At 65.2% G+C, this 15,162-nt stretch carries 19 protein-coding genes; 4 read left to right on the top strand and 15 right to left on the bottom strand.

The genetic code is table 11. The features are described from left to right. Positions 1-17 precede the first annotated feature (17 nt). From QY917_RS15405 to QY917_RS15365, 9 genes are all read right to left on the bottom strand, one after another. Positions 18-434, bottom strand: coding sequence for a F0F1 ATP synthase subunit epsilon (locus QY917_RS15405; protein WP_011803773.1), 417 nt, complete (start codon positions 432-434; stop codon positions 18-20). Positions 435-509: 75 nt separating this feature from the next. Further along, positions 510-1,916 (bottom strand): F0F1 ATP synthase subunit beta, encoded by a 1,407-nt coding sequence (gene atpD / locus QY917_RS15400; protein WP_012655377.1) that lies wholly within the window; start codon positions 1,914-1,916, stop codon positions 510-512. A 42-nt stretch (positions 1,917-1,958) separates the two neighbouring features. Continuing rightward, positions 1,959-2,825: a F0F1 ATP synthase subunit gamma gene (atpG, locus tag QY917_RS15395; RefSeq protein ID WP_011803771.1), complete on the bottom strand. Its 867-nt coding sequence runs from the start codon at positions 2,823-2,825 to the stop codon at positions 1,959-1,961. Positions 2,826-2,843: 18 nt separating this feature from the next. After that, positions 2,844-4,403 carry a F0F1 ATP synthase subunit alpha gene (gene atpA, locus QY917_RS15390; RefSeq protein ID WP_011803770.1) on the bottom strand — a complete coding sequence of 520 codons (1,560 nt, stop codon included), beginning with the start codon at positions 4,401-4,403 and terminating at the stop codon, positions 2,844-2,846. Between the two features lie 46 nt (positions 4,404-4,449). Next, entirely contained in the window at positions 4,450-4,992 is a 543-nt protein-coding gene (locus QY917_RS15385; RefSeq protein WP_011803769.1) for a F0F1 ATP synthase subunit delta, read from the bottom strand. 11 nt (positions 4,993-5,003) lie between these two features. Then, positions 5,004-5,474, bottom strand: coding sequence for a F0F1 ATP synthase subunit B (locus tag QY917_RS15380; protein WP_012655376.1), 471 nt, complete (start codon positions 5,472-5,474; stop codon positions 5,004-5,006). Positions 5,475-5,509: 35 nt separating this feature from the next. Continuing rightward, positions 5,510-5,758: a F0F1 ATP synthase subunit C gene (gene atpE / locus QY917_RS15375; protein ID WP_011803767.1), complete on the bottom strand. Its 249-nt coding sequence runs from the start codon at positions 5,756-5,758 to the stop codon at positions 5,510-5,512. 51 nt (positions 5,759-5,809) lie between these two features. Then, entirely contained in the window at positions 5,810-6,673 is an 864-nt protein-coding gene (gene atpB, locus QY917_RS15370) for a F0F1 ATP synthase subunit A (RefSeq protein ID WP_012655375.1), read from the bottom strand. Between the two features lie 22 nt (positions 6,674-6,695). Continuing rightward, on the bottom strand, positions 6,696-7,184 hold the full coding sequence (locus tag QY917_RS15365) for an ATP synthase subunit I (RefSeq protein ID WP_123674819.1): 489 nt from the start codon (positions 7,182-7,184) through the stop codon (positions 6,696-6,698). Positions 7,185-7,423: 239 nt separating this feature from the next. On the opposite strand from QY917_RS15365, the gene QY917_RS15360 reads away from it, so the two are divergent. Genes QY917_RS15360 through lipA form a run of 3 tightly spaced genes read left to right on the top strand, consistent with a single transcriptional unit; the run spans position 7,424 to position 9,422 of the window. Continuing rightward, entirely contained in the window at positions 7,424-7,720 is a 297-nt protein-coding gene (locus QY917_RS15360) for a YbeD family protein (RefSeq protein WP_012655374.1), read from the top strand. Positions 7,721-7,731: 11 nt separating this feature from the next. After that, positions 7,732-8,424 carry a lipoyl(octanoyl) transferase LipB gene (gene lipB / locus QY917_RS15355; protein ID WP_162844512.1) on the top strand — a complete coding sequence of 231 codons (693 nt, stop codon included), beginning with the start codon at positions 7,732-7,734 and terminating at the stop codon, positions 8,422-8,424. Positions 8,425-8,441: 17 nt separating this feature from the next. Then, a complete protein-coding gene (lipA, locus tag QY917_RS15350; RefSeq protein ID WP_123674818.1) occupies positions 8,442-9,422 on the top strand; it encodes a lipoyl synthase in 981 nt (326 codons plus the stop codon). Between the two features lie 71 nt (positions 9,423-9,493). On the opposite strand, the gene ptsP is transcribed toward lipA, so the two are convergent. Genes ptsP through QY917_RS15325 form a run of 5 tightly spaced genes read right to left on the bottom strand, consistent with a single transcriptional unit; the run spans position 9,494 to position 13,764 of the window. Beyond that, positions 9,494-11,263 (bottom strand): phosphoenolpyruvate--protein phosphotransferase, encoded by a 1,770-nt coding sequence (gene ptsP, locus QY917_RS15345; protein WP_123674817.1) that lies wholly within the window; start codon positions 11,261-11,263, stop codon positions 9,494-9,496. An 18-nt stretch (positions 11,264-11,281) separates the two neighbouring features. After that, complete coding sequence (locus tag QY917_RS15340; RefSeq protein WP_012655371.1) at positions 11,282-11,551, bottom strand: HPr family phosphocarrier protein; 270 nt, start codon at positions 11,549-11,551, stop codon at positions 11,282-11,284. After that, positions 11,520-11,969, bottom strand: a complete 450-nt coding sequence (locus tag QY917_RS15335; protein WP_011803759.1) for a PTS sugar transporter subunit IIA — start codon at positions 11,967-11,969, stop codon at positions 11,520-11,522. The genes QY917_RS15340 and QY917_RS15335 overlap by 32 nt, the downstream gene beginning before the upstream one ends. Continuing rightward, a complete protein-coding gene (locus tag QY917_RS15330) occupies positions 11,966-13,204 on the bottom strand; it encodes an MFS transporter (RefSeq protein ID WP_123674816.1) in 1,239 nt (412 codons plus the stop codon). Before QY917_RS15330 ends, QY917_RS15335 begins: the two co-directional genes overlap by 4 nt. Next, a complete protein-coding gene (locus QY917_RS15325) occupies positions 13,201-13,764 on the bottom strand; it encodes a hypothetical protein (RefSeq protein WP_123674815.1) in 564 nt (187 codons plus the stop codon). The genes QY917_RS15330 and QY917_RS15325 overlap by 4 nt, the downstream gene beginning before the upstream one ends. Before the next feature lie 253 nt (positions 13,765-14,017). Here QY917_RS15325 and QY917_RS15320 point away from each other — a divergent pair, with 253 nt between their 5' ends. Next, the gene (locus tag QY917_RS15320; RefSeq protein WP_011803756.1) at positions 14,018-14,521 is read left to right on the top strand and encodes a TlpA disulfide reductase family protein; all 504 of its coding nucleotides are present in this window, start codon (positions 14,018-14,020) and stop codon (positions 14,519-14,521) included. Positions 14,522-14,616: 95 nt separating this feature from the next. On the opposite strand, the gene QY917_RS15315 is transcribed toward QY917_RS15320, so the two are convergent. Beyond that, positions 14,617-15,078, bottom strand: coding sequence for a cytochrome c (locus QY917_RS15315; RefSeq protein ID WP_088887832.1), 462 nt, complete (start codon positions 15,076-15,078; stop codon positions 14,617-14,619). Positions 15,079-15,162: the final 84 nt, after the last annotated feature.

The following is a 15,162-nucleotide window of genomic DNA, read 5'->3' as shown; positions in this document are numbered from 1 at the left end:
GGAAGGCGATCAGTCGATCAGCGCTTCTGGCGGAACTTGCGCAGCGCGGCAATCTGCGCTGCCATCACGGCCAGCTCGGACTGGGCGCGGGCCAGATCGATCTCGCTCTTGGCGTTCTTCAGTGCTTCCTCGGCCGCAGCCTTGGCTTCCTGCGCCTTCTGGTCGTCCAGGTCACGGCCACGGATGGCGGTGTCGGACAGCACGGTCACGCAGTCGGGCTGCACTTCCAGAATGCCACCGGCCACGAAAACGAACTCTTCATTGCCGTCAGGCAATTCGATGCGCACCGAACCCGGCTTGATGCGGGTGATGAGTGGCGTGTGGCGCGGATAGATGCCCAATTCGCCCGCTTCGCCGGGCAGCGCGACGAAGCGCGCCTCGCCGGAGAAGATGGACTCTTCGGCACTGACCACATCAACATGGATGGTGTTCATCTTTGCTCCTAGAAAAAGGGAATGGCAAGCCTGTAGGGCTCACGAGGGCCGGCCGCGGGGCCGGCCTTCGGACCATCAGGCCACCTTCTTCGCCTTTTCGAAGGCTTCGTCGATGGTGCCCACCATGTAGAAGGCCTGCTCGGGCAGGTGGTCGCATTCGCCAGCCACGATCATCTTGAAGCCGCGAATGGTCTCGGACAGCGGCACGTACTTGCCGGGCGAGCCTGTGAACACCTCGGCCACGTGGAACGGCTGCGACAGGAAACGCTGGATCTTGCGGGCACGGGCCACGACCAGCTTGTCCTCGGGGGCCAGCTCGTCCATACCCAGAATTGCGATGATGTCGCGCAGTTCCTTGTAGCGCTGCAGGGTACCCTGCACTTGGCGGGCCACTTGGTAGTGCTCTTCACCCACGACCTGCGGGTCCAACTGGCGGCTGGTGGAGTCCAGCGGGTCCACGGCAGGGTAGATACCCAGAGCGGCGATGTCACGCGACAGCACCACGGTGGAGTCCAGGTGGGCGAAGGTGGTGGCGGGCGAGGGGTCGGTCAAGTCGTCGGCAGGCACGTACACGGCCTGAATGGACGTGATGGACCCGACCTTGGTCGAGGTAATACGCTCTTGCAGACGGCCCATTTCCTCGGCCAGCGTCGGCTGGTAGCCCACGGCGGAAGGCATACGGCCCAGCAGAGCGGACACTTCGGTACCGGCCAGCGTGTAGCGGTAGATGTTGTCCACGAAGAACAGCACGTCACGGCCTTCGTCACGGAAGGACTCGGCGATGGTCAGGCCGGTCAGGGCCACGCGCAGACGGTTGCCCGGGGGCTCGTTCATCTGGCCGTAGACCATGGCCACCTTGGACTCGCCCAGGTTCTCCAGGTTCACGACGCCGGAGTCGGCCATTTCGTGATAGAAGTCATTGCCCTCGCGGGTACGCTCACCCACGCCGGCGAACACGGACAGACCCGAGTGTGCCTTGGCGATGTTGTTGATGAGTTCCATCATGTTCACGGTCTTGCCCACGCCGGCGCCACCGAACAGACCCACCTTGCCGCCCTTGGCGAACGGGCAGACCAGGTCGATCACCTTGATGCCGGTCTCGAGCAGTTCCTGCGAAGGGCTCAGCTCGTCATAAGCGGGGGCCTTGCGGTGGATGGAAGCCGTCAGGCTCTGGTCCACGGGGCCGCGCTCGTCGATGGGGTTGCCCAGCACGTCCATGATGCGGCCCAGCGTGGCCTTGCCCACGGGGACGGTGATGGGGTTGCCGGTGTTCGTGACCATCAGGCCACGCTTGAGGCCGTCCGAAGAACCGAGCGCAATGGTACGCACCACGCCGTCGCCCAGCTGCTGCTGCACTTCCAGCGTCAGGGGCGAGCCCTCGAGCTTCAGGGCGTCATACACCTTGGGCATCTGGTCGCGCGGGAACTCCACGTCCACCACGGCGCCGATACATTGAACAATCTTGCCTTGCACTTGAGCCATTTGATTTGCTCCAAAAATTTAAACCGAGACCCGAAGGCGGCGTCAGACTGCCGCGGCACCTGCAACGATCTCCGAAAGTTCTTTCGTGATCGCCGCTTGGCGCGTCTTGTTGTAGACCAGCTTGAGCTCGTTGATGACGTTACCGGCGTTGTCGGTGGCGGCCTTCATGGCCACCATGCGCGCGGACTGCTCCGAGGCCATGTTCTCTGCCACTGCCTGGTAGATCAGCGACTCGACATAGCGCACCAGCAGTTCGTCGATCACGCTCTGCGCATCAGGCTCGTAGATGTAATCCCAACCATGGCCGGTCTTCTGGGCCTGCATCTGCTCGGACGACAGGGGCAGTAACTGCTCCACCACCGATTCCTGCTTCATGGTGTTGATGAACTTGGTGTAGCTGAGGTACACCGCGTTGATCTTGCCTTCCGCGTAAGCATCCAGCAGCACCTTCACCGGTCCGATCAGCTTGTCCAGGTGCGGCGTATCGCCCAGCCCGGTGGCATGCGCCACGACCTTGGCACCCACGCGGTTGAGGAAGCCCAACCCCTTGTTGCCAATAGCCACCGACTGCACATCGACACCCGTAGACTGCAGTTCGCGCAGCTTGGTGGTGACGGCGCGCAGCACGTTGGTGTTCATGCCTCCGCACAGGCCCTTGTCGGTCGTGACGACAATAATGCCAGCTGCCTTCGCATCGTTCGCCTTCATGAAAGGGTGCACGTACTCAGGGTTGGCCTCGCCGAGGTGGGCGGCAATGTTGCGCACCTTCTCGGCATAGGGTCGGGCGGCACGCATGCGGTCTTGCGCCTTGCGCATCTTGGACGCGGCCACCATTTCCATGGCCTTGGTGATCTTCTTGGTGTTTTCCACCGACTTGATCTTGCCGCGTATTTCCTTACCTGCTGCCATGATGGTTCCTCGTCCGATTTAAACGAACGACTTCTTGAACGCCGTGATGGCTTGCGTCAGTTCGGCCTCGTCCTTGCCTTCCTTGTCGAACGCGCGGTTCTGCTGCAGGCGGTCCAGCAGCGCACCGTGGCTCGTCTTCAGGTACTGGTGCAGGCCGGCTTCGAAGGCCAGCACCTTCTTCACGTCCACGTCGTCCAGGAAGCCCTTGTTCACCGTGAAGAGCGTCGCGCCCATCAGGGCCGTGCTCAGCGGGCTGTACTGGGGCTGCTTGAGCAGTTCCGTCACGCGGGCGCCGCGGTCCAGCTGCTTGCGCGTGGCTTCGTCCAGGTCGGAGGCGAACTGCGCGAACGCCGCGAGTTCACGGTACTGGGCCAGGTCGGTACGGATACCGCCGGACAGGCCCTTGATCAGCTTGGTCTGGGCGGCACCACCCACGCGCGACACCGAGATACCGGCGTTGATGGCGGGACGAATACCAGCGTTGAACAGGCTGGTTTCCAGGAAGATCTGACCGTCGGTGATCGAGATCACGTTGGTTGGAACGAAGGCAGACACGTCGCCGGCCTGGGTTTCGATCACGGGCAGTGCGGTCAGCGAACCCGTCTTGCCCTTGACCTCGCCCTTGGTGAAGGCTTCCACATAGTCGGCATTCACACGTGCTGCACGCTCCAGCAGGCGGCTGTGGAGATAGAACACGTCGCCGGGGAAGGCTTCGCGGCCTGGCGGGCGGCGCAGCAGCAGCGAAACCTGTCGGTAGGCCACAGCTTGCTTGGACAGGTCGTCGTACACGATCAGCGCGTCTTCGCCACGGTCGCGGAAGTACTCGCCCATCGTGCAGCCGGAGTAGGCCGACACGTACTGCATAGCGGCGGACTCGGAAGCCGAAGCCGCCACGACGATGGTGTATTCCATGGCGCCGGCCTGTTCCAGGGCGCGCACCACGTTCTTGATCGACGATGCCTTCTGGCCGATGGCGACGTAGATACACGTCACGCCCTGGCCCTTCTGGTTGATGATGGCGTCGATGGCCACTGCCGTCTTGCCGGTCTGGCGGTCGCCGATGATCAGCTCACGCTGGCCACGGCCGATTGGCACCATGGAGTCGATGGACTTCAGGCCGGTTTGCAGCGGCTGGTCCACGGACTGGCGCGCGATCACGCCGGGAGCGACCTTCTCGATCACGTCCGTCATCTTGGCGTTGATCGGACCCTTGCCGTCGATCGGCTGGCCGAGAGCGTTCACCACGCGGCCGATCAGTTCCGGGCCCACCGGCACTTCCAGAATGCGGCCCGTGCACTTCACGGTATCGCCTTCAGAAATGTGTTCGTACTCGCCCAGAATCACAGCGCCAACGGAGTCGCGCTCGAGGTTCAGGGCCAGGCCGAAGGAGGGCTGACCGTCTGCCGCAGCAGGGAATTCGAGCATTTCGCCCTGCATCACGTCCGACAGGCCGTGGACGCGCACGATACCGTCGGTCACGGACACCACGGTGCCCTGGTTGCGGATGTCGCTGCTGGCTGCCAGACCTTCGATGCGGCTCTTGATCAGTTCAGAAATTTCTGCGGGATTGAGTTGCATGACTCTTTCCTTCTTTCTTGGGGGTATAGCCGAGACCTCACGCCCATCAGGCGGTGAGGGCAGCTTTCATTTGTTCCAGACGGGCTTTGACGGAAGTGTCGAGCACCTCGTCGCCCACCACCACGCGCACGCCGCCGATCAGGGTCTCATCCAACTGCACGGAGAGATTGAGCTTGCGACCGAAGCGCTTTTCAAGCGTGGCACCCACATCGGTCAGAGCCCCCGCATCCAGCGGGAAGGCGCTGTACACCACGGCATCCGAAGTGCCGTGGCTGCGATTGACCAGCGTACGGAACTGGGCCGCGATTTCAGGCAGCGCCTGCACGCGCCCGTTGTCGATCACGGTACGCAGGAAGTTCTTGGCCAGGTCAGGCAACGCCGAGCGGGCCACGCCCACGATGACGTCGAACACCTGCTCGCCCGTCACCTTGGGGTTGTCCGCCAGTTGGCGCAATTGGGGATTGGCGGCAATCGCCGCCAGCTCGTCCACCCAGGCTGTGGCGCCATTCAGGTCCACACCCGCTTGGTCGGTGCAGGCCTTGTACAGCGCCTCGGCGTAAGGGCGGGCAATGGTGGCGAGTTCAGCCATTGAATGCTCCCTTACAGCTCGGTCTTCAGACGGTTCAGCAGATCGGCATGAACGCCGGCATTGACTTCCTTGCGGAGAATCTGCTCAGCCCCCTTGACGGCCAGGGCCGCCACCTGCTCGCGCAGGGCTTCACGTGCCTGGATCGCTTGCTGCTCGGCCTCGGCACGGGCAGCAGCGACGATCTTGTTGCCTTCATCGTTGGCGCGCGCCTTGGCCTCTTCGATGATGGCCTGTGCGCGGCGCTCAGCGTCGGCCAAGCGTGTCGCGGTTTCGTTGCTGGCGGCAGCCAGTTCCTGCTTCACACGCTGGTCGGCAGCAGCAAGCTCGGTCTTGGCACGATCGGCAGCTGCGAGACCATCGGCGATTTTCTGGGCTCGCTCATCCAGCGCCTTCGCGATCGGGGGCCACACGAACTTCATCGTGAACAGCACCAGGATCAGGAAAACAATGGCCTGAACGAACAGGGTCGCGTTGATACTCACGGCAACACCTTTCTTTCTAGGGCGTTGACGGAGGCTTAGGCCAGAACGAAGGGGTTGGCGAAAGCGAACAGCAGAGCGATGGCCACGCCGATCAGGAAGGCGGCGTCGATCAGACCTGCCAAGATGAACATCTTGGTTTGCAGTTCGTTGATCAGCTCAGGCTGGCGTGCGGAGGATTCCAGGAACTTGCCACCCATCAGGGCAATACCGATCGAAGCGCCGATAGCGCCGAGGCCCACGATCAGACCACAAGCCAGAGCGACGAGACCGAGAATGTTTTCCATGATGACTCCTAGGATGAAAAGAAAGGAAGGTTGAGAAAGGAAACGAAAGGATCAGTGAGCTTCATGCGCCTGGCCGAGATAAATCAGCGTCAGCATCATGAAAATGAAGGCCTGCAGGGTGATGATCAGGATGTGGAAGATCGCCCAGATAGAGCCCGCAATGATGTGCCCCACGGGGAGCAACACACCAGAGAGCGACATAGCCGCTGCGCCACCCATCAGGGCAATCAGCATGAACACCAACTCACCAGCGTACATGTTGCCGAACAGTCGCATGCCATGCGACACGGTCTTGGCAACGTATTCAATGATCTGCATGAGCAGATTGACCACGCCCAGGATCAGGGCGAAAACGGGGTTCTTGCTGGTACCGAAGGGCGCGGTCACCAGTTCATGCGCCCAGCCGCCCATTCCCTTGATCTTGATGCTGTACACGAAGCACAGGATCAGCACGGCGCTGGACAGACCCAGGGTGGTGGACAGATCGGCGGTGGGCACGACGCGCAGGTAGGCATGCGAGTCACCTGTGGCGCCCTGCCAGAGCACGGGCAGCAGGTCCACCGGCAGCAGGTCCATAGCGTTCATCAGGAAAATCCAGACGAACACGGTGAGCGCCAGAGGTGCAATGAACTTACGGCTTTGCGCGTTGTGGATGTTGGCCTTGGCCTGGTTGTCCACCATCTCGACCAGCATCTCGACAGCCGCCTGGAAGCGGCCTGGCACACCGGAAGTGGCCGTGCGGGCAGCGAGCCACATGACGAACAGACCCAAAACACCCAAGATCACGCTGACGGCAACGGAATCGAGGTTGACAACCGAGAAGTCGATGATGGACTTCTGCTTGATGTTCTGGAGATGCTGCAGGTGGTGAACGATGTATTCACTTGCAGTCGGGGCGTGCGCATCTGCGGCCATCGGACAACTCTTCTCTCAAATATCAATCGGTTCGTCGGACACCAGGCCGCGCCAGCAGCGCGATCCAGTACGTTTTCATCGTTACCACCATGCCGACCAGCAACGCCAGCCAGCTGAGCCCCGGCACTACCCGGGGCGCCGCCGCCAACATGGCGACGGTCAATGCAATCTTGACCAACTCCCAACCCAGAAGCCCGACCATCGCAGCACCAGCCGTGGAGCGCCTGCGCGCCATGCCACGGGCAAACAGCGCCGCCGGCACCACGACGGACAGAGCCCCATACCCGGCGGACCATGCCACCGGCAGCCTGCCCGTCAGCCACCATGCCAGCAGGGCCACTACCGCCCCCACCGCCGCCTGGCCCCAGACAATGCGCCAGACCGACAGCGCCGGATGGCGTGACCGCCACTCCTGCGCCTCTTGTGCAGTCAGGGGCTTGAAGTCGGAATCCTCAACCTCAGATTCAGTCTCGGAGGCGATTTTTTTATCGTTGGAAGACGCCTGCGCCACAGACCAAAACTTTCACAAAGCCCTTGATTATAAGTAAAAACCCCGGCCGATCCACAATCGGTAACGGAGCGCGGGTGGATCACTGCACATAGCCGCACCATTGTGGCAACGCGCCAACGCCCATTGTGGTGCAGCGCGGCCACGGGGCCCGCCTAAAGCCACAGCGAACCGCGGGTATACCATCGCCACCCGCTTGGGGCACCCCTTCCCTTCGGCCCCTCCGGCCTTGAAAGAGCCTAATGACGACGCCCAGCCAGCCCTCTTCCGCCGATCCTCGCAAGGACTCGTTGATCGAATATCCGTCCCGCTTTCCCATCAAGGTCATGGGAGCAAACGTGAACGGGTTCGTGCATGCCGTCACCGAGGTTGCGCGCCGCTTCGACCCCGACTTCGACGCTTCCACCATCGAGTTGCGCGACAGCCGCGCGGGCAACTACCTGGGCGTGACCATCACCGTGACTGCCACCAGCCGGGAGCAGCTCGATGATCTGTACCGGGCCCTGACCTCGCACCCGATGGTCAAGGTCGTGCTCTGAACGTCCGCACCATGGAGTTGCGCATGCTGGGCCGGGTGGACTACCCGGCCACGGTGGCCGCCATGCAGCGCTTCACGGAGGAGCGCACTGACGAGACGCCCGACGAGCTGTGGATTTGTGAGCACCCCGCGGTGTACACACAGGGCCTGGCCGGCAAGAGCGACCACGTCCTCTCGCCCGGCGGCATCCCCGTCGTTGCCACCAACCGCGGCGGGCAGGTGACGCACCATGGCCCCGGCCAGGTCGTGGCCTATCCGCTCATCGATCTGCGCCGTGCGGGCTACTACGTCAAGGAATACGTGTACCGCATTGAGGAAGCCGTGATCCGCACGCTGGGCCACTACGGCGTGACGGGCCACCGCGTGGCCGGCGCGCCCGGCATCTACGTGCGCCTGGACGATCCGCGCGGCCACAGCATGCTGCCGCAGCGCCCGCAAAAAAGTGCCCACGCCGACGGCCCACCCCAGCCGGACTTCACCGGCTTGGGCAAGATCGCCGCGCTGGGCATCAAGGTCGCGCGCCACTGCACCTACCACGGTGTGGCGCTGAACGTCGCCATGGACCTGGAACCCTTCTCCCGCATCAACCCTTGCGGTTACGCAGGTTTGCAAACGGTGGACCTTTCTACAATCGGCGTCCACATCCCCTGGGACGATGCCGCGGCCATGCTGGGCCAACAGCTCGCACGCCGCCTCGCGCCCTGACCTCTCCCTCAGCAGCCATGAGCACTCCCGACGTCGTGCGCGAAGCGCAGTCCACCGAAGCCTACAACCCGCTGGCCAAGCAGAAGGCCGCGGCCAAGCTGTCGCGCATCCCGATCAAGGTCGAGCAGGGTGAGGTCCTCAAGAAGCCCGAGTGGATTCGCGTGAAAGCAGGCAGTCCCACCACGCGCTTTTACGAGATCAAGAACATCCTGCGCGAGCACAAGCTGCACACGGTGTGCGAGGAAGCCAGCTGCCCCAACATCGGCGAATGCTTTGGCAGGGGCACGGCCACGTTCATGATCATGGGCGACAAGTGCACGCGCCGCTGCCCGTTCTGCGACGTGGGCCACGGCCGCCCCGACCCGCTGGACAAAGACGAGCCGCTGAACCTCGCCAAGACGATTGCCGCGCTGCGCCTGAAGTACGTGGTCATCACCAGCGTGGACCGCGACGATCTGCGCGACGGCGGCTCGGGCCACTTCGTGGAGTGCATCCAGCGTACCCGCGAACTCTCGCCCAGCACGCAGATCGAGATCCTCACGCCCGACTTCCGCGGCCGCGACGACCGTGCGCTCGAAATCCTCAAGGCCGCGCCCCCGGACGTGATGAACCACAATCTGGAAACCGTGCCGCGCCTGTACAAGGAAGCGCGCCCCGGCTCCGACTACCAGTTCAGCCTCAACCTGCTCAAGAAGTTCAAGCAACTGCATCCCGGCGTGCCCACCAAGAGCGGCCTGATGGTAGGCCTGGGCGAGACGGACGAGGAGATCCTGGAAGTCATGCGCGACATGCGCACACATGGCATCGAGATGCTGACCATCGGCCAGTACCTCGCCCCCAGCAACAGCCACCTGCCGGTGCGCCGCTACGTGCACCCCGACACCTTCAAGATGTTCGAGGAAGAAGCCTACAAGATGGGCTTCAGCCATGCCGCAGTAGGTGCCATGGTGCGCTCCAGCTACCACGCCGACCAGCAGGCGCACGCCGCTGGCGTTTGACTCGGAATACAAGTCAAATCGGCCTCTAGGCCAATACTGACAAGCGCTAGCAGCTATTATTTAAATAGCGATCAGGGAGCTTGCAACGACGCAGCCGGATCGTCCGCATCCAACAGCTGCTGCGCCCACTCGCCCAGCTTGCGCGCGTCGGCGCGCAGCACCTCCTGCTTGACGGCCAGGATCTGCGCCGGCTGCATGGAGAAGCTGCGCAGGCCCAGGCCCAGCAGCAGCCGGGTCATGGCGACATCGCCCGCCATCTCGCCGCACACGCTCACGCTCTTGCCCTGGCGCGCGCCCTCCGCGATCACGTCGGCCACCAGCCGCAGCACGGCCGGGTGCAACGGGTCGTACAGGTGGGCCACGGCCTCGTCCGCGCGGTCGATGGCCAGCGCGTACTGGATCAGGTCGTTGGTGCCGATCGAGAGAAAGTCGAAGTAGCGCAGGAACTGGCGCACCATGAGCGCCGCAGCCGGCACTTCGATCATGGCGCCCAGCTGCACCGCACCGTAGGCAGCGCCGCGTGCGTCCAGCTCGGCGCGCGCCAGGTCCACCTGGGCCAGCGTCTGCCGGATCTCGCTCACATGCGCGAGCATGGGGAACAGCAGCCGCACCGGGCCGTGTGCCGCCGCGCGCAACACCGCGCGCAGCTGGGTGCGGAACATGGCCGGATCGGCCAGGCTCCAGCGGATGGCGCGCAGGCCCAGCGCCGGGTTGAGCGAACTGTCCTTGTACCCCTTGTCCAGCGGCTTGTCGGCGCCCACATCGACGGTGCGGATGGTCACGGGCAGGCCCTGCATGCCCTCCACCGCCTCGCGGTAGGCGCGGTACTGCTCCTCCTCGTCCGGCAGGCGGCCGCTGCGGCCCATGAACAAAAATTCGCTGCGAAACAACCCCACGCCCGCCGCGCCCGCGCGCAACGCGGCACCCGCATCACCGGGCTGCTCGATGTTGGCCAGCAGCTCAATGGCCTGCGCATCCAGCGTGACGGCCGGCGTGTGGCGCAGCCGCATGAGGCGCTCGCGCTCCAGCGTGATCTGGCGCTGGCGAAAGCCGTATTCCGCCAGGATGATCGGCGTGGGGTCGACGATGACCACGCCGGCATCGCCGTCGATGATGACCCAGTCGTCCTGTCGCACCAACTGGCTGGCGCTGCGCGCACCCACCACGGCGGGGATGTCCATGCTGCGCGCCACGATGGCCGTGTGGCTGGTCTTGCCCCCCACGTCGGTCACGAAGCCGGCGAACACGCTCTGCTTGAACTGCAGCATGTCGGCCGGCGACAAATCGTGCGCCACCAGCACCAGCGGCGCATCGGCCGCGCCGCCCAGCAGGAACTCCGCCTCCGCACCCGCCTCGGCCTGGCGGCGGGGGGCGGAGGGCGGCGGCGCGACGGGGCTGGCCACGCCGCGCATGTGGCGCAGGATGCGCTCCACCACCTGCTCCAGGTCGGCCTTGCGCTCGCGCAGGTAGTCGTCCTCCATTTCGTCAAACTGGCGACTGATGATCTCCAGCTGCGTGGTCAGCGCCCACTCGGCGTTGTAGAGGCGGTCGGTGATCCAGTGCTTGACGCCGTTGACCAGCATCTCGTCCTGCAGCAGCATCAGGTGCACGTCCAGCAGCGCGGCCAGCTCGGGCGGCGCGTCGTGCGGCATGTCGGTCTGCAGGCGCTGCAGCTCCTCGGCCACCGCGTCCCGTCCGCGGCGCGCACGCAGGATCTCGGCCTCGACCTGGCCGGGCTCGATGAAGTAGTGCACCACCTCCATGCGGCTGGATACCGCGAGCACCGCCCGCCCGATGGCGATGCCGCGCGCGACAGCCAGACCGTGGATGGAGAAGGTCATGCGTGCCTCGCCTGCGGTTTATTCGCCCTCGCCGAACTTGCCATCGATGAGCGCGACAAGCGCATCCATGGCTTCCTGCTCCTGCGCGCCATCGGTCTCGATCTCGACCTCGGACCCCATGCCCGCCGCCAGCATCATCACCCCCATGATGCTTTTGGCATTGATGCGGCGCTCTCCCTTGCTCATCCAGACGTCGCAGGGAAAACTGCCCGCCATCTTGGTGAGCTTGGCGGAGGCGCGGGCGTGCAGGCCCAGCTTATTGCTGATGGTGATGTTCTTCTTGATCATGAGACGGACGTCGGTTTTGATTCTGCGGCGCGGCCGCGCCCACCTGCATCACGCCCTGCGTGCCACCCACGAGGGCGCGTGCCACCAGCGCATCCAGCGGCTCGCTACGGTAGCTCACGGCGCGCAGCAGCATGGGCAGGTTCACGCCCGCCACCAGGCGGGACTGCAGGCCGTCCACCAGCCGCTGGGCCACGTTGCAGGGCGTGGCGCCGAACAGGTCGCTCAGCACCAGCACCGAGGCCTCGCCCTGCTGCTCCATCAGCGCGCGGGCGGCCGACAGCGTGGCCTCGGGGGCCTCATGGGGCGGCACGTCCAGCGCCAGCACCTCCTGCCAGCAGTCGGGGAACACGTGCAGCGCGCATTCACGCAGCGCATGGGCCAAAGGGGCGTGGGCGATGATGAGAAGGCGCGTATTCATGGGGTGCTGCAGTGCAGTGCATTATCACCGTGCCCGCGCCGCGCCATGAACCATGCATAGGCTCCCGCCGTGCAGGCCAGGTGTAGCGCCATGGCGGCCCGGTAGGCGCGCGCCATGTCCAGCCCGGCGGCCACGAACGCGTCCACCGCCAGGCCAATACCCCATTGCACGGCAAACACCCCCGCAAAGATCACCAGGTTGTACGCCGACAGCGCGCGCCCCGCCAGCGCCTGCGGGAACGCCAATGCCACCGCGGGCTGCGACAGCGCCACGCTGGTGCATGACACGCAATACAGCGCCCAGGCCGCGGCGCCCGCACGTCCGCCCGCCAACACAATGCCCGCCAGCACCAGCAGCGACAGCGGCAAACTCGCGGCCATCACCGGGTCGGCCCCGCCCACGCGGCGCAGCAACCACGGGCTGGCCATGCCCCAGGTCCAGAAGGTGAGCAGCATGCTCACATTGATCCAGAACAGCCCGGTGGCGGCCTGCAACGGCGTATGGCCGGCCACGTGCTGCATCCAGGGCGCGGCCCACAGCGTCTGCACCGCGACCATGCCGCCATAGCAGAAGAAGCCCAGCGGCGCCGTGCGCAGGAAGTACGGATGGCGCCACACCTGTGCATAGCCCGTTTCTACGCCTGCTCCCGACTCTGCCGGCGCCTGCGGCCAGCGCGGCACGCCCAGCGCCAGCAGCGCCATGGCCAGCACGATGAGCGCCGCCAGCCCCCAGAACAACGGGCGCCACCCTGCCAGTGGCAGCAGCCACTGCACCGGCAGAGTGGACGCCACCATGCCCAGCGAACCGGTCATCAGCATCCAGGAGTTGGCGCGCAGCTGCGCACCAGGCTCCAGCCAGCGCCGGAATCCCGTGAGCGGAGCCATCAGGCAGGCGCTGACGCCCGCGCCGCACAGCATGCGCCCCGCAAGCAGCCCCGAGAAGCCCGTGGCCCACGAGAACACCAGGCACCCCGCCACCGCCACGCCCAGAAAGCCGAGCAGCACCGTGCGCGGGCCGTGACGATCCAGCCACCGGCCCAGCGGCAGTTGCGTGAGCGAGAAACCCAGGAAGTAGCCACCCGCCAGCAGCCCCAGGTCGCGCGCGTGCAACTGGAACTCGGCCTCCAGTGTGGGCGCCAGAGTGGCGGTGATCGCGCGCAACAGCGCCGAGATGAAGTAGGTGAACGCAAAGGCCAGGAAGACGACCACGGCCGTGCGCCGCGTGAGCGCGCTCATGGCTGCAGCGCCAGGCTGGCGAAGAAGGTGTCAGCCGCCGTGGCCGTCGTGCGACGCGGCGCATAGACCGCCGCGTGGTACAGACGTGCCTGGCCGCCCTCCAGGCGCGCGAACCACACGGCATCGACGGTGACGGCCGAGCCGCCGGGCGCCTGGCCCTGCGCCTGCAGCCGCACCGACTGCGGCACAGCCAGCGCGCGCGTGGGCACGAAGGCGACAGGTGCAGCCGGCTGCGAAGCGCGCATGCCGGCCTGTACGGCCGCCTGCCAGCGCGCCAGCATCGCCCCGACCTGCGCCGCCTCGGCTAGCGGCATGTGGGATACGGCGAAGGTGGCGCCGTCGGCCTCACAGCCAACCATGGCGAGCGGCACGGCGCCCGTGCCCAGGTCCACGGGCCGGCTCGCATACTCAGGCTTGCAGGGCAGCGTCAGCGCCAGGCCGGCGTCGGGCAAGGTGACGCTGCGCCAATTCAGCGCAGGGCTGCAGGCGGCCAGCGCCAGCATGCTGGCCGCGAAGGCCAGGGTCAGGAGACGGCGCGCGCCGGCAGGAGCAAGGGTCATGTGCCTGATTATTCCCAGCGCCGCCCTGGCTGGCTGCTGGCGGTTGCCCCTCTAGACGGCGCACGGTATGGGCCCCAGGGCTTTGCGCTGGCGCAAACCGCGCGCTCGAGGCCGGCCGTCCGGTGAACTTACCGCCTTGCAGGCAATCCCATGGTGGCGAGTGCTGGAACGCCCCGCGCGGCACAATCCCGTACCTATCGCGTCAAACACACGAACGGCCGCCCGAACGGCGGCCCACACGGAGTACCTGGTTATGCAGATCAAGAAATGGCTGGCGGCGGGCGCCCTGGTGGCGGGCGCTGCCGTGGGCGCCGTGGTGGTGCTGGGCTCGGGCACATCCCAGGCACCCCAGTCCACGTTTGTTCTGCTCGACGGTTCGCAGCAGACCACCGCCGACCTCAAGGGCAAGGTGGCGCTGGTGAACTTCTGGGCCACCAGTTGCACCACCTGCGTGGCGGAGATGCCCGAGATCGTCGCGACCTACGACAAGTACAAAGGCCAGGGCTTCGAGACGCTGGCCGTGGCCATGAGCTACGACCCGCCGAGCTACGTGGTCAACTTCACCGAGACGCGCAAGCTGCCATTCAAGGTGGCCATCGACAACACCGGCGCCGTGGCCAAGGCCTGGGGCGACGTGAAGCTCACCCCCACCACGTACATCGTCAACAAGCGCGGAGAGATCGTGAAGAGCTACATCGGCGCACCCGATTTCGAGGAGCTGCACAAGCTCATCGAACGCCTGCTGGCCGAAGCCTGAGGCACCTTTCTTCAGAAAAAAGGCCGATTTCCTGAACGAAATCGGCCTTTCGCGCTTATGCAGCAAGCGCTAGCAGCTACTAGTTCAATAGCGCATCAACGTGCGCGGTAGGCGTCGTGGCACGCCTTGCAGGAATTGGCCGCAGGGCCGAACGCGGCCTTCAGGTTGTCCAGGCTGCCCGTCTTGGCGGCGGCGGCCAGCTTGGCGGCCTCGGCCTGGAACTTGTCGGCATACTCCTGGAACTTGGCCTGTTCGGTCCACACGCCGGGCTTGGCCTTGGTGGGAGCGCCCTTGTCCGTGCCGGGGCCGAAGCCGGCCCACGGCAAAGCGGCCAGGGCGGCAACGGTATCGGCATTCTCTTGCGCAGCCTTCGCGTCGAACGGCACGCGGCCATTGGCCATAGCGCCGATGCGGCCGAAATGCTGTCCCATCACGAACAGCGCACCCTGGCGGTACTTGATGGCATCTTCTGGCTTGGCGAACTGGGCAGCGGCGGGCAGCGACACCAGCGTGGCGGCTGCTGCGGTGGCGGCAAGAGCGAGGGCTTTGATTGGCATGGAATGCACCTTGTCGTGGGGAAGGGAATGGCTGCGGCGACGGCTGGACGCCCTGCGCCGGCGCGCAGTATGGCGCGGCCGCGT

The sequence above is a fragment of the Diaphorobacter sp. C33 genome, assembly GCF_030503915.1.
GTDB classification, from domain to species: domain Bacteria; phylum Pseudomonadota; class Gammaproteobacteria; order Burkholderiales; family Burkholderiaceae_C; genus Diaphorobacter; species Diaphorobacter nitroreducens.
The sequence above is the reverse complement of the archived record's forward strand: the minus strand, read 5'-3'. Positions and strand labels throughout refer to the sequence as shown.

Bases quoted from the DNA above. Each gene is read 5' to 3' on its own strand.
- atpB (WP_012655375.1), bottom strand. From the start codon at position 6,673: ATGGCCGCAGATGCGCACGCCCCGACTGCAAGTGAATACATCGTTCAC.
- QY917_RS15385 (WP_011803769.1), bottom strand. From the start codon at position 4,992: ATGGCTGAACTCGCCACCATTGCCCGCCCTTACGCCGAGGCGCTGTAC.
- QY917_RS15340 (WP_012655371.1), bottom strand. From the start codon at position 11,551: ATGATCAAGAAGAACATCACCATCAGCAATAAGCTGGGCCTGCACGCC.
- lipA (WP_123674818.1), top strand. From the start codon at position 8,442: ATGAGCACTCCCGACGTCGTGCGCGAAGCGCAGTCCACCGAAGCCTAC.
- QY917_RS15315 (WP_088887832.1), bottom strand. From the start codon at position 15,078: ATGCCAATCAAAGCCCTCGCTCTTGCCGCCACCGCAGCAGCCGCCACG.
- QY917_RS15360 (WP_012655374.1), top strand. From the start codon at position 7,424: ATGACGACGCCCAGCCAGCCCTCTTCCGCCGATCCTCGCAAGGACTCG.
- QY917_RS15330 (WP_123674816.1), bottom strand. From the start codon at position 13,204: ATGAGCGCGCTCACGCGGCGCACGGCCGTGGTCGTCTTCCTGGCCTTT.
- atpG (WP_011803771.1), bottom strand. From the start codon at position 2,825: ATGGCAGCAGGTAAGGAAATACGCGGCAAGATCAAGTCGGTGGAAAAC.
- lipB (WP_162844512.1), top strand. From the start codon at position 7,732: ATGGAGTTGCGCATGCTGGGCCGGGTGGACTACCCGGCCACGGTGGCC.
- atpE (WP_011803767.1), bottom strand. From the start codon at position 5,758: ATGGAAAACATTCTCGGTCTCGTCGCTCTGGCTTGTGGTCTGATCGTG.
- QY917_RS15325 (WP_123674815.1), bottom strand. From the start codon at position 13,764: ATGACCCTTGCTCCTGCCGGCGCGCGCCGTCTCCTGACCCTGGCCTTC.
- ptsP (WP_123674817.1), bottom strand. From the start codon at position 11,263: ATGACCTTCTCCATCCACGGTCTGGCTGTCGCGCGCGGCATCGCCATC.
- QY917_RS15405 (WP_011803773.1), bottom strand. From the start codon at position 434: ATGAACACCATCCATGTTGATGTGGTCAGTGCCGAAGAGTCCATCTTC.
- QY917_RS15320 (WP_011803756.1), top strand. From the start codon at position 14,018: ATGCAGATCAAGAAATGGCTGGCGGCGGGCGCCCTGGTGGCGGGCGCT.
- atpA (WP_011803770.1), bottom strand. From the start codon at position 4,403: ATGCAACTCAATCCCGCAGAAATTTCTGAACTGATCAAGAGCCGCATC.
- QY917_RS15335 (WP_011803759.1), bottom strand. From the start codon at position 11,969: ATGAATACGCGCCTTCTCATCATCGCCCACGCCCCTTTGGCCCATGCG.
- atpD (WP_012655377.1), bottom strand. From the start codon at position 1,916: ATGGCTCAAGTGCAAGGCAAGATTGTTCAATGTATCGGCGCCGTGGTG.